Here is a 13,406-nt window from a genome sequence, read left to right as displayed (position 1 = left end):
TCGGATGTTGTCAGGTGTTCATCGGTGCTCGGATTCGCGTACCGTCCGGATCCTCGGTGTGCTCCGGCCTGCCGGCCGGCCCTCGTCCGGACGGGTCAGACGGCCTCGCGCTTGATCCGGCGGCGTTCACGCTCGGACAGTCCACCCCAGATGCCGAACCGCTCGTCATGTTCCAGTGCGTACTCAAGACACTCGGCACGCACCTCGCAGGAGCGGCAAACCTTCTTGGCCTCGCGGGTGGAGCCTCCCTTCTCCGGGAAGAACGCCTCCGGGTCGGTCTGCGCGCACAAGGCACGCTCCTGCCAGCCAAGCTGCTCTTCAGCGATGCTCTCCTGTGCGATGACCAGGTCGGCCACTGCACACCTCCCTGCCGCACGCCCGCAAAATGGAGCCCCCCTATGAACGCCTGCCCCTTACCCACCCAGAGGAAGGCGTAACAACACGTGTGTAATTACACGCGCGTGCCCGGTGTGACGTCAAGCGGCATGCTGGTATCCGGGGAAAGACCTGCTCTCCCCGGTTGTGGGTCGTCTGCCTGCCACGACGGCAATTGCACCAGGTGATCGCTGTCACCGCCAGGGGCTCAGCGCTCTCGGCGGTCGGAACCGTACCAGGAGATGTTCTGATCCTGACCGGGGCCCACCTTCTCTGTATCCGGCGTTTCCTCATCCGTGACCTGTCCCCGGCGTTGCTCGGGACGATAGATCGCGGTGGGATCTATCGGCTTCGAGTCCCACGTCTCGGGGGCGTGGGCGGGGGCCGCCGGGGGCGGGGCCGGGGCGCCCAGCGGGTCGTCCCGGTAGGCGGCCGGGTCGAACCGGAGCGTCGCCTCGGACTCGGGCTCCCACCGCTGCTCGTCACGCGGCGGGTACTGCTGCGCCGGGTCGTACGGGGGCTGCTGCGCCTGGGAGTACCGGTCCTGCGACGACGGGTCGTACGCGGGCCGGGCCTGCGAGTACCGGTCCTGGGGGGACTGCGGCTGGAAGGGCTGTGCCTGCGGGTACTGCTCCTGGGGGGCCTGAGGGGACGGGGTCTGCGGGTACCGGTCCTGGGAGGGCTGGGGGTGCTGGGACGCCTGCGGGGTCTGCGGGTGCCCGAGCGGGTCGCCGTGGCCCGGGGCCCCGTACTCCGGAAGGCGGAGCGGTGACTCGTTGCCGTGCGCCTGCTGGTAGTTCTTCGCCTGCTGGTAGGCCTGGGCCATCTGCTGGGACCTCAGGTCCACCGGGTCGGGCGTCGGGTAGTGCAGGTCCGGCGCGGTCGAGTAGGAGGGGTCCGCACCCGGGTGGCCGGCGACCGGCCCGCCGTAGTTCTCCGGAGGCGTGGGGAAACCGTGCGGCGCCCGGTCCTCGAAGGGGGAAGGACGGTCCTCGAACGGCGACGCGGAGACGTCGTCGGGCGCGAGAGGCACCCCGGCCTGACCACCGGGAACCTGCCGCTCCGGCCGGTGCGCCCGGGGGGCGGCCTGAAGGTCGGGGGTGTACGGGCCCTGCTGCCCGAACCCCTGCGGGTCCTGCCGGTACCCGGATCCCTGGGATCCGGGGTGCGGCCGGTCCTCCGGCTCCGGCCGGAGGTAGCCCTGCGGCTCCGGGAATCCGTGCGCCTGCGGCTCGGACCCGTGACCCTGCTCGGGACCCCCGCGGGCCCACTGCTCGGACCGGTCGGCACCCGGCGCCTGGGAGTCGGTGTACCAGCCCGAGGGCTCGGCGGGCGAGGGCTCCTGCCGCCCGTACGACTCCTGCGGTCCCTGGTCGCGCGGCTCGGGCCGCCCGTACGCCGACTCGGAGGAGAGCGGGTCCGGCAGCCGCGGGTTCGAGGTGAACGACTCGGACGAGAGCGGGTCCGGCAACCGTGGGCTGGAGGTGAACGACTCCGGAAGCGGGTCCGACGAGAGCGGGTCCGGCAGTCGCGGGTTCGAGGTGAACGACTCGGACGAGAGCGGATCGGGCAGCCGCGGGCTGGAGTGGTGCTGCCCGTACCCGGATCGGCGGGACTCGGCTCGCCGTCCCTGCTCCCGCTCCTGTGCCTCGGTCCGTCGCCGGTCGTCCGGCCCGGTCTGCGCGTACCCCTGGGTCTCCGGCTGCGCATACCCCGCCGTCGCCCACTGCTCGGTGCGCGGGTCCGCCTGCTGCTCGGGCTGCGGGTACGAGCCCTGCTGCTCGGGCTGCGGGTACGAGCCCTGCTGCTCGGGCTGCGGGTACGAGCCCTGCTGCTCGGGCTGCGGGTACGAGCCCTGCTCGGTCCGTCCGGTGCCCTGCGTCTCGGAGTGACGGCCGGAGGATCCCGGCGAGGTCGCCTCCTGCCACCCGTAGGCCGGGGCGTCGCTCCGGTGCCCGGGATCCTGGGGGTCGGGCCGCCCGTAGGCCGGGTCGGAGGACGACTGCCCGTACGCCGGGTCGGGCCGCCCGTGCGAGGGGTCCGGGGAGTACGACGGGTCGAAGGAGAGCGGGTCGGGCAGGCGCGGTTCCGTCCGGTCCTGCTGCTCCGCCGGCGCGGAGGAGGCGGAGGAGAGGGACGGCGCGTCGTACGGCGTGACCGGGGGCGCGGGAGGGGCGTCCGCGGCGGTGTACGGGCTCGGGGCGTGCCCCACGGGGGGAGCCGACAGCGGGACGGACTCCTGGGCGGGCCGCTGCGACGCCTGCTGCTCCGGCGTCCGCGACCGTCCCGGCCAGGTCTGGTCCTCGGCCTGCTGCCGGTTCTCCGGCTGCCGGGGATGACCGGCCTGGGAGTGGTGCCCGTCCCCGGTCGGCGCGGAGGAGTGCCCGTCGTACCCCCCGGAGGGGACGTTCTGGGCGGTGTTCTCGGCGGGGGTGCCGGTGGAGGCGTGCGCGGGGGCGGGCGGGAGGGCCGGGCGGCCGTACGGGACGTGCGGAGGCGGGGACTGCGCGGGCTGCATCTCCTGCGCGGGCCGGTCCTGCGGGTGGAACCCCTGCTGGGGAAGGTGCTGCCCGGTGTGGGGCCCCTGTCCGGGGGCGCCCTGGAAGTGCGGGCCCTGGGAGTGAGGGCCCTGGCCGGGGGCGCCCTGGGGGTGAGCGTAGCCGTCCCCGCTCTGGGGTTGGGGGTAGCGGTCCCCGTCCTGGGGATAGCCGTCGCGCGGGCCCCGGCCGTCCGGAGCGCCCTGGAACGGGGCGTGCTCGCGGGAGGGACCCTGCCCCTGGCCCTGCCCCTGGAAGGGACCCTGCCCGCCCGCCGGGCCGTACCCGGGGACGGGACCGTGTCCCTGCCCCCCGAACAGCGGGCCGGACACGCCACCGGCCCGGGAGGCGGCCGGGATCGCCCTGGGCAGCACGTACAGCAACGCGACCGCGGCGAGCGCGAGGGAGGGCAGGTGGACCAGGAGGAGCTCGATCTTCTCCCGGGCGCTCGTCGCGCCGCCCAGCACCCCGGCCAGCAGGGCGATCAGGCCGAACAGCACGCAGAGCCCGAGGGTGACCGTCACCAGCAGCGCCAGCGGGCGCAGCCGCGCGATCACCGGGCCGAGGTGGGTGGCCAGCACCACGGCCCCGACGAGCAGGGCGACGGTCACCGGCGAGGTGAAGGTGCCCAGGCGGGCCGCGGCGCGCGCGGCGAAGGACGAGTCCCCGAACGCGGACCCTCCGAACAGCAGGCGTTCGATGCCGACGAGAACGATCGCGGACGCGACGGCGGCCATGAGCCACGCCGCCGGTTCCCGAAGCCGGCTCGCTTCGACATTGATCACAACTACCCCCATAGGGTCTTTAGGTAAACCCGGGTCAGTTTTGCACATGGCCGACTTTGCCGCCGGTGGTCCCAGGAAGCCCACCACCCCCATAAGTGCTCCATTGTCCCCCATACATGCATATTTCCGACAGACAACTCGCACGTACCGGCGGTGTGACGGCCCGACCGGACGGCCCCCGGGCGCCCCGCCCGGACACCCCCGGGCGCCCCGCCCGGACACCCCCCGAACGCCCCGCGCGACACCCCGCCCGCGCCCGTGACGACCTAGTGGAACACTGGACGGCATGCGCATCGTGTCCCTCGCCGGTGGAATCGGCGGCGCCCGCTTCCTGCGGGGTCTCCGCACCACCGCCCCCGACTCCGAGATCACCGTCATCGGCAACACCGGTGACGACATCAGCCTCTTCGGCCTGCGGGTCTGCCCCGACCTGGACACCGTGATGTACACGCTGGGCGGCGGCATCAACGAGGAGCAGGGCTGGGGGCGGCGGGAGGAGTCCCACGTCGTCAAGGAGGAGCTGGCCGCCTACGGCGTGGAGCCGCAGTGGTTCGGTCTCGGCGACCGCGACTTCGCCACCCACATCGTGCGCACCCAGATGCTCGACGCGGGATACCCGCTCTCGGCCGTCACCGAGGCGCTGTGCGCGCGCTGGCAGCCGGGCGTCCGCCTGATCCCGATGAGCGACGACCGTACCGAGACCCACGTGGTCATCTCCGACGAGCGCGGCCGGCGCGCCGTCCACTTCCAGGAGTGGTGGGTACGGCTGCGCGCCTCGGTGCCCGCCGAGCAGATCATCCTGGTGGGCGCGGAGCAGGCCGTCCCCGCCCCCGGGGTGCTGGACGCCGTCGCCGCGGCCGACGTGGTCCTGCTGCCGCCGTCCAACCCGGTCGTCAGCATCGGCACGATCCTGCAGATCAAGGGCATCCGCGAGGCCCTGGAGGGCAGGACGGTCGTGGGCGTCTCGCCCATCGTCGGCGGGGCCCCGGTCCGGGGCATGGCCGACGCCTGCCTGACCGCGATCGGCGTCCCCACGACCGCGCAGGCCGTCCTGGAGCTGTACGGACCGGCGCTGGTGGACGGCTGGCTGGTCGCCGAGGAGGACGCCGGGGTCGCCCTCGACGGCGTGGAGGTGGAGGCCCGCCCGCTGATCATGCACGACCTCGACTCCGCCGCGGCCCTGGCCCGCGCCGCCCTGGACATGGCCGTCCGGCTCGCCTCGCCCGCCACCTCGCCCGCCACCTCGCCCGCCGCCTCGGCCACCGCCGCGGCCCCCGCCACCTCGTCCGGCGCCGCGGCCCCCTCCCCCGCGGGCGCCCCCGGCGCGGACAGCCCCGCCACGGACGCCTCCCCCGGGGAGGGGGCGTGACGGGCCGGGCCGGGCGCGGGCCCGGACGGGCCGGACGCGAGCCCGGGGACGTCAAGGTGGAGATCTTCGCCGTACCCGGGATGCCCGAGGTCCGCGAGGGCGACGACCTCGGCGAGCTGATCGCCACGGCCCTGCCCGGCCTGCGCGACGGCGACATCCTGGTGGTCACCTCCAAGATCGCGAGCAAGGCCGAGGGCCGGGTCCTGCACGGCGTGACCCGCGCCGAGGCCGTCGAGGCCGAGACCAGGCGGGTGGTCGCCCGCAGGGGTGAGACCGTGATCGCCGAGACCGCGCACGGGTTCGTCATGGCCGCCGCCGGGGTCGACGCCTCCAACACCCGGCCGGGCACGGTGGTGCTGCTCCCGGCCGACCCGGACGCCTCGGCGTCGGCGATCCGGGCACGCCTGGCCGAGCTGCTCGGCGTCTCGGTCGGCGTGGTGGTCTCCGACACCTTCGGCCGGCCGTGGCGCAACGGCCAGACCGACATGGCGGTCGGCCTGGCCGGGGTCACGCCCGCCCTCGACTACCGGGGCATGTCCGACGACCACGGCAACCCCTTGGAGGTCACCCTGACCGCCGTCGCCGACGAGTTCGCCGCGGCCGGGGACCTGGTGAAGGGCAAGGTCGCCCAGACGCCGGTCGCGGTGATCAGGGGCCTGGCCGAGTACACCACCGAGGAGGACGGACCGGGCGTCGGCGAGCTGGTCCGCCCGTCGGCCGAGGACATGTTCCGGTACGGCTCACGCGACGTGGTCTTCGCCCGCAGGACGGTCCGGGAGTTCTCCGCCGTTCCGGTGGACGGCGCCGCGGTCCGCAGGGCGGTCGAGGCCGCGATCGCCGCGCCCGCCCCGCACCACACGACCCCCTGGCGGTTCGTCCTGCTGGAGTCGGCCGCGATCCGCGAGAAGCTGCTCGACGCCATGCGCGAGGCCTGGATCGCCGACCTGCGCGGCGACGGTTTCTCCGAGGAGTCGGTGGCCAGGCGCGTCAGGCGGGGCGACGTGCTGCGGGCGGCCCCGTACCTGGCGGTGCCGTGCCTGGTCGCGGACGGCGCGCACACCTACCGCGACGACCGGCGCAACGCCGCCGAGCGGGAGATGTTCGTGGTCGCGGCCGGTGCCGGGGTGCAGAACTTCCTGGTCCAGCTCGCGGTGGAGGGCCTGGGCTCGGCCTGGGTGTCGTCCACGATGTTCTGCCGCGACGTGGTCCGCGAGGTGCTCGACCTGCCGTCCGGCTGGGACCCGATGGGCGCCGTCGCGATCGGCCACCCCGCGGCCCCGCCCCGCGACCGCGCCCCTCGGCACGCGGCCGACTTCATCGCCGTGCGCTGAGCCGCCGCACCCGCCACCTCCGCGCTCCTGACCACCGCGCCCCGGGCCACCGAGCCCGGGATCGTTCGGACGCGACCGATCGGCCGGGACCGTTCGGACAGGACCCGGACGGTCCTGTTCGGACGGGGCCGGTCAGGCCGGGGTGCGGCAGGTCGGGTGGCACAGCCGCCGGGCCAGCGCCGACAGGAAGACGTCGATGATCTCCTCGGGACGCCGGGCGACGTGCAGGGAGCCGTTGGTGACGGCGGCGACCCGGCTCAGGCCGTCCCGGTCGAGGTCCGTGCCGAAGGCCAGGACGACCACCTGGACCGGCGCCTCGGGGTCCCACTCCTCGCGCAGCGCCTTCTCCAGCTCCCCGGCGGAGATGCCCTTGCCGTCGTCCCTGCCCGCGGTGATGACGAGCAGGGTGTTGTTCATGCTCTCGTCGTAGGCGCCGGTCAGCTCGCGGAACCCGGCGAGGATCGAGTCGTGCAGGGCGCTGGGCCGCCGGGCGTCGGCGCGCAGGGTCCGGCTCACCTCCTCCAGGCGGCCGCGCCGGACGAGCCGCCCGCCGTCGGGCTCGGTGATCGGGCCCAGCCGCACCCGCTCCCGCTGGTCCGGCCCCTCGGCCGAGGAGAACTCCCACATGCCCATGTGGGTGGAGTCGGGGAAGAGCTGCAGGCCCAGCCGGGCCGCCTCCAGGGCGACGGTCAGCCTGGTCCTCCCCTTCCTGCCGCTGATCGGCTCGGCCATGTGCCTGCCGGTGTCGGCCAGCACCAGGATGTTGGTCGGCGGGGCGAGCCTGCTCCATGCCTCCAGCGCCTCGTCGATCCGGGCGGGCAGGATGCTCGGGCGGGTGCGGGGCGCCTCGGTCGGGATCCCCGGGCCCGGCGCGTACGGCCCCTGGGAGCCGTCGGCCGAGCGGAAGCCCGCCCGGCGGACCGCCTCCTGGATCTGCGGGGAGCGCAGCCAGGCCGCGAAGGCCCGCGACCCGCTCGCCCTGGCCTCGTCGGAGGAGGTCACCACGTACGGGTAGTCGAGGTTGACGGTTCCCTCGCGGGGATGCAGGGCGACCACCGGGTCGTCGGACGGGAGGCGGTTGTGCTGCCAGACCGACTGCTCGGGCACGATCACGACCGGCCGCCGCCAGAAGGACCGGTCGTCCACGGCCGCGAGCATGCTGCGGTAGTCGGGCGCCGACCCGGCCTGCGCCCAGCGGACGAACGCGGTCAGCGCGCGGTCGGCCTCGGCCCCGGTGCCCACCACGTCCCTGGCCGCGGCCACGGTGGCGATCCCGGCCCCGGCGAGCGACGGGTCGGGGACGCGGACCACGTCGGGTTCCTTCTCGGTCGGCCGGATCCGGCCGCGGGTGGTCGCCGGGAAGACCATCCGCCAGTTCATGTCGGTCCTGCCGACGGCGAAGCGCCGGGCGAGGGAGGTGCGGGTGGCGAAGACCAGCGGCGAGGTCGCCATCACGGTCTCGGTGGCGGCCAGGTCCGCGGCCCCCTGCTTGCGGGCCAGCCTGATCCACGCCGAGGAGTCGGAGATCCAGCCGTCGGGGCGGCCGGCGAGCACCCCCGCGGTGCCGCCCAGCAGGGTGCGGAGCACGGTGGCGGGCGGCTGCTCGGTCACCTGCACCAGCACGCACCTGCCTTCGACCCCCGTCCGGTCCCGGTTGAACCTCAGGGCGGCCTCCATGACGGCCGGGGCGATGTCGACGGCCGCGGCGACGTCGACCAGCACCGGGTCGCGGGTGGAGCACGGGCCCCCCGTCCGGCCGGTCACCAGCACGAAGGTCCCGGTCAGGGCGACGGTGATCGCGACCGCCGCCAGGGACAGCCGCAGACGGACCTGCCGCCGGCGCCGGGCGGCGCCGGCGGCCACACGGTGCCGGCCGGAGGAGGACACGCGGACACCTCTCGTCGGAGGGGGATGACGATTCTCCCAAGCGGCCCCGTCCGGGCGGCAAGGAAATATAGAACTTGTTATGACTTCGCAGACGGCTCCGGCATGAGCAACGGCAGACCGGCCCCGCGCACGCTGCGGCAGACGCCGTCGCTGGCCGCGGCTGCGGCCAGGCGCTCGGCGTCCGGCACGCCGTAGGAGGTGGTCCGCTGGCGCACCGGCCTTCCGGTGTGGGCGACCATGGCCTCCAGCTCGCTGATCGTCTTGAACGAGCCGTTCTCCGACCCGGCCATCCTGCTGATCGTCTCCTCCATCAGCGTGCCGCCCAGGTCGTTGACCCCGCCCCGCAGCACCTCGCGGCAGAGGTCGTCCTGGAGCTTCACCCAGGAGCACTGGATGTTGGCGATCGCCCCGTGCAGCAGGATGCGGGCCAGCGCGTGCACGGCCCGGTTCTCCCGTGCCGTCGGCCCGGGCCGGGCGATCCCCGCCAGGTAGATGGGCGCGCTGTGGTGGACGAACGGCAGCAGCACGAACTCGGAGAACCCGCCGGTCTCCTCCTGGATGCGGCGGATCAGCCGGATGTGCGCCACCCAGTGGGCGTGGGTGTCCACGTGGCCGTACATCATCGTGGAGGTCGTGGGGATGCCGGTCCGGTGCGCGGTCGAGATGACCTCGACCCACTCGGCGGTGGGCAGTTTGCCCTTGGTCAGCACCCAGCGCACGTCGTCGTCGAGGATCTCGGCCGCGGTGCCCGGGAGCGAGTCCACGCCCGCCTCCCTGGCGGCGACCAGCCAGTCCTCGATGGACAGGCCGGTGCGGCTGGCGCCGTTGATGACCTCCATCGGCGAGAACGCGTGGACGTGCATCCCGGGCACCCTCGCCTTGACCGCCCTGGCGATGTCGAAGTACGCCGTACCGGGCATGTCCGGGTGGATGCCGCCCTGCATGCACACCTCGGTCGCCCCGGCCCGCCACCCCTCCCAGGCGCGGTCGGCGACCTGCTCCAGCGAGAGCGTGTAGGCGTCGGCGTCGGTACGGCGCTGCGCGAAGGCGCAGAAGCGGCAGCCGGTGTAGCAGACGTTGGTGAAGTTGATGTTCCGGTTCACCACGTAGGTGACCTCGTCCCCGGCCGCCTGCCGGCGCAGGCCGTCGGCGATCCGGCACAGCTCGTCCAGCGCGGCGTCGTCGGCGCCCGCGCCGCGCTGGTCCCCGGCCAGGCCAAGCAGGACGAGCGCCTGGGCGTCGCTCAGCCCGGCCGGGTCGGTCTCGGCCGCGCGCAGGGCCTCCCGCACGTCCGCCGCGACCCGGCCCGCCGTGCCGGTGGCGCCGGCGGCCCCGATGGCACCGGCGGCGGTCCCGGCGCCCGCCGAGGGCAGCCGTTCCCTGATCGCCTCCCAGTCGCCGTAGACGTCGTCGAAGTCGGCGCGGCGGTCGGCGCTGCGCCCCTCGGTGTCGACGGCCGTGTGCAGGTCGACCCGGCCCAGTGAGACGAAGCCGCCGTCCGGCTCCTGCCAGGGACGGCCGGTCACGACCGCGTCCTCGCGGGCCAGGCCGGTCCGCGGGTCGGCCAGCGCGGCCACGTGCGCGTTCAGCCTCGGGTCCAGCCAGGGCTCCCCGGCCAGCACGTACTCGGGGTAGATGGTCAGCCGCTCGCGCAGGGTGAACCCGGCGGCGGCCGTACGGGCGGCCAGGTTGTCGATCTGCGGCCAGGGGCGCTCGGGGTTGACGTGGTCGGGCGTCAGCGGCGAGACGCCGCCCCAGTCGTCGATGCCCGCGGCGATCATCAGCTCGTACTCGGAGTCGACCAGGTTCGGCGGGGCCTGCACCCGCATCCTCGGCCCCATCACCAGCCGGGTCACCGCGATGGTGGCGGCCAGTTCCTGCAGGTCGGCGTCGGGCATGCCGCGCATCGCGGTGTTCGGCTTGGCGCGGAAGTTCTGGACGATGATCTCCTGGAGGCCGCCGTACTCGCGTGCCACCCTGCGCAGCGCGAACAGCGAGTCGGCGCGCTCGGCGACGGTCTCGCCGATGCCGATCAGGATGCCGCTGGTGAACGGCACGTTCGTCCGCCCGGCGTCCTCCAGCACGCGCAGCCGCACGGCGGGGTCCTTGTCGGGCGAGCCGTGGTGGGCCTGTCCCTTCTCCTCGAACAACCGCCGCGAGGTCGTCTCCAGCATCATGCCCATCGAGGGCGCCACCGGCTTGAGGCGCTGCAGGTCCTGCCAGGTCATGACGCCCGGGTTCAGGTGCGGCAGCAGCCCGGTCTCCTCCAGCACCCGCACGGCCATCGCGCGCACGTAGGAGAGCGTGTCGTCGTAGCCGTGCGCGTCCAGCCACTCGCGGGCCTGGTGCCAGCGGTCCTCGGGCCGGTCGCCGAGGGTGAACAGCGCCTCCTTGCACCCCATCGCCGCGCCCTGCCGGGCGATCTCGAGCACCTCGTCGGGGCTGAGGAACATGCTCTCCAGCTTGTGCGGGGCGGTGGCGAACGTGCAGTACCCGCAGCGGTCGCGGCACAGCCGGGTCAGCGGGATGAAGACCTTGCGGCTGTAGGTGACGACCCCCGGGCGGCCGGCCGCCTCCAGCCCGGCGTCCCGGACCCGGCCGGCGTGGCCGAGCAGGGTCTGCAGATGGTCGTCCCGCGCGTGCAGCAGAACGGTCGCTTCGGTCATATCAAGAGCTTTGCCGTCGCGGGCCCTGGCCAGAGCCCGGCGCATCGCGGTGTCGGTGGGGTTGGAGCTCATGACCGCACAGTACGGCGCGGCGGGCACCCGCGGGGCGGCGGGTGCCCGCCACCCGGGCCGACACTTCAGGATCCCTAAAGTGTCGCGCAAGCAGATCTCGATAGACATAAATGCTTGCAGCTACATAGATTAGAGGCATCACCCCGGCCCGCACCCGCGGGAACCGGCCGGACAGACGGGGCACCCGCCCCGGACCTCGACCCAGGAGCCGACAATGATCTGGTTTCTTCTCGCCCTCGTCGCCGTCGCCGTCCTCGCCCCGATGATCGGGGCCGACACCCGCGACGGACGCGACTGGCAGAGCCACGAGCCCTCCCCCGAGGAAGGCGAGCTCAGAACCACCGATGATCGCGTACGGGTGCCCGCGGCCCGCGAGCGGGTGGCCGCGCACCGCCCAACCGCAGTAACCGGCTGACCCGGTGCCGGTGCCCCCGGTAGGGAGCGAGCAGCGTGAGCATCCGCGCGTCGTCCGCCCGTTCCCCGCTCAGCGACCAGCCGACCAGCGACGGCAGGTGGAAGTCCCCGACCGAGACGGCGTCCGCGTCGCCGTGCGAACGCTGTCGCACCTCGGCGGACGTCCACACCCCGATCCCGGGCAGCGCCCGTAGCAGCCTGTCCAGCTCGGCGCTGCCCCCGGCCGCCTCCAGCTTCGCGGCGTGCCCGGCCGCGTTCACGATCGTCCTGGCCCGTACGGCCTCCGCGCCGGCACGGTGCCAGTCCCACGACGGGATCGACCGCCACACCTCGGGGCCCGGGAAGACGCGCATCCCCTCGGGCGCGGGCCCCGGCGCGGGATCCCCGTAACGGCCCAGCAGCCACCGCCACGCCCGCCTGGCCTCGGCGACGACCACCTTCTGCTCCAGGACGGCCGGCACCAGCGCCTCCAGCACCCGCGACGTCCGCCCGATCCGCAGCCCCGGATAGCGCCTGGCCGCGTCCCGCACCACCTCGTGCCCGGGGACGAACCCCGAGACGTCGTCGTCGGCGCCGAGCAGCGCCGGAAGCGTCGCCAGCATCCACTCCGCCCCCGGCCCCCACGCCGTGGCCGCCACCCGGCCGGACACTCCCGCCACCCGCAGCGTCCCCGGCCCGTCCGGGGTGCGCGAGGTGCGCCAGAAGGCCCCGCCGGGCTCCGCCCTCATCGTGGGATCCCCCGGGCCGCGCTGGTACGGGCCCAGCACCAGCGCCGGGTCCACCGGCCACGGGGCACTCCACCGGCGTTCCCGCACCGCGGACCGGCCGGAGGTGGTGACCATCGACGACCCCGCCGTCCGCGCCGTGACCGTCAGATGTCGCTGGAGAAGCGGATCGCGGACTCGGGGAGCACGACCCCGGGCCAGACGCGGCTCCCGGCGAGCAGCTCGTTCCCCGGGCCGACCACGGCCCCGTCGCCGACCACCACGTCCCTCAGGACCGCTCCACACTCGATCCGCGCGCCGATGCCGACCACCGAGTCGACCACGACGGCCGCCGAGTGCACCTCGCAGTCGTCCCCGAGCACGCTGCCGCTGACCTGTGCCCCGGACTCCACGAGCGCGCGGGCACCGATCACCGATCCGCCGGAGACCTTCGCCTCGGGAGAGATCATCGCTCCGGGCAGGGCCAGGAAGTCACCGGTGGGGCCCGGCAGGGCGGGCGAGGCCAGGCGGCCCAGCACCAGGTCGCGGGAGCCCTGCACGAAGGCGGCGGGCGTGCCCACGTCGAGCCAGTAGGACGCGTCGGCGTACCCGAGCACCAGGGCGCCGTCCTCGATCAGCCCGGGGAACGTCTGGCGCTCGACCGAGACGACCTCGCCCGCCGGGATCGTGTCGATCACCGAGCGGGTGAAGACGTAGCACCCGGCGTTGATCCGGTTGGTGACCGGGTTGGGGGTCTTCTCCAAAAAGGCCGTCACCCGTCCCTGCTCGTCGGTCGGCACGCAGCCGAAGCGCGAGGGGTCGTCCACCTCGGTCAGGTGCAGGGTGACGGCGGCCCGGCGGGCGACGTGCGTGGCGACCTGGTCGCCGATGTCGTGGCCGGAGAGCACGTCGCCGTTGAGCACCAGCACCGGATCGTCCGGGCCCGCGGTCAGCGCCCGGGAGGCGTTGCGGATCGCGCCGCCGGTGCCGAGCGGGAGGTCCTCGGTCACGTACTCCAGGGCGAGGCCGAACGCCTCGCCGTCGCCGAACGCCTCGGAGAACATCTCCGCCCGGTAGGAGGTGGCGAACACGATGCGCCGGACGCCGAACGCCCTGGCACGGGCGATCTGGTGCGCCAGGAAGGGCACTCCCGCCGTGGGCAGGAGCGGTTTCGGCGTGCCCAGCGTCAGGGGACGCAGGCGCGTTCCCTGCCCACCGACGAGAAGGATCGCCTCAAGATCCGGCAAAGGGGTCTCCGTCATTCCG

At 74.2% G+C, this 13,406-nt stretch carries 8 protein-coding genes; 2 read left to right on the top strand and 6 right to left on the bottom strand.

Annotated features, from left to right (window positions below; genetic code table 11):
- Positions 1-95 precede the first annotated feature (95 nt).
- Positions 96-356, bottom strand: coding sequence for a WhiB family transcriptional regulator (locus ACIBCT_RS04470; protein ID WP_037969494.1), 261 nt, complete (start codon positions 354-356; stop codon positions 96-98).
- 227 nt (positions 357-583) lie between these two features.
- Positions 584-3,697: a hypothetical protein gene (locus tag ACIBCT_RS04465; RefSeq protein ID WP_399185970.1), complete on the bottom strand. Its 3,114-nt coding sequence runs from the start codon at positions 3,695-3,697 to the stop codon at positions 584-586.
- A 286-nt stretch (positions 3,698-3,983) separates the two neighbouring features.
- Here ACIBCT_RS04465 and cofD point away from each other — a divergent pair, with 286 nt between their 5' ends.
- Positions 3,984-5,066, top strand: coding sequence for a 2-phospho-L-lactate transferase (gene cofD, locus ACIBCT_RS04460; RefSeq protein ID WP_399185969.1), 1,083 nt, complete (start codon positions 3,984-3,986; stop codon positions 5,064-5,066).
- Positions 5,063-6,397, top strand: a complete 1,335-nt coding sequence (locus tag ACIBCT_RS04455; RefSeq protein WP_399185968.1) for a coenzyme F420-0:L-glutamate ligase — start codon at positions 5,063-5,065, stop codon at positions 6,395-6,397. The genes cofD and ACIBCT_RS04455 overlap by 4 nt, the downstream gene beginning before the upstream one ends.
- A 132-nt stretch (positions 6,398-6,529) precedes the next feature.
- Here ACIBCT_RS04455 and ACIBCT_RS04450 read toward each other — a convergent pair whose 3' ends face one another.
- The 4 genes from ACIBCT_RS04450 to ACIBCT_RS04435 all read right to left on the bottom strand — a co-directional run bounded on the left by ACIBCT_RS04450 (position 6,530) and on the right by ACIBCT_RS04435 (position 13,402).
- Positions 6,530-8,284, bottom strand: a complete 1,755-nt coding sequence (locus tag ACIBCT_RS04450) for a substrate-binding and VWA domain-containing protein (protein ID WP_399185967.1) — start codon at positions 8,282-8,284, stop codon at positions 6,530-6,532.
- Between the two features lie 77 nt (positions 8,285-8,361).
- Positions 8,362-10,995, bottom strand: coding sequence for a bifunctional FO biosynthesis protein CofGH (locus ACIBCT_RS04445; RefSeq protein ID WP_399186098.1), 2,634 nt, complete (start codon positions 10,993-10,995; stop codon positions 8,362-8,364).
- 359 nt (positions 10,996-11,354) lie between these two features.
- Positions 11,355-12,278: a DNA-3-methyladenine glycosylase family protein gene (locus ACIBCT_RS04440; protein ID WP_399185966.1), complete on the bottom strand. Its 924-nt coding sequence runs from the start codon at positions 12,276-12,278 to the stop codon at positions 11,355-11,357.
- A gap of 29 nt (positions 12,279-12,307) precedes the next feature.
- A complete protein-coding gene (locus tag ACIBCT_RS04435) occupies positions 12,308-13,402 on the bottom strand; it encodes a sugar phosphate nucleotidyltransferase (RefSeq protein ID WP_399185965.1) in 1,095 nt (364 codons plus the stop codon).
- Positions 13,403-13,406: the final 4 nt, after the last annotated feature.

Origin of the sequence: Streptosporangium sp. NPDC050855 (assembly GCF_044456585.1) — a bacterium.
GTDB lineage: Bacteria > Actinomycetota > Actinomycetes > Streptosporangiales > Streptosporangiaceae > Streptosporangium > Streptosporangium longisporum.
Note: the sequence above shows the minus strand (reverse complement) of the source record. Positions and strands in the feature narration are given on the sequence as shown.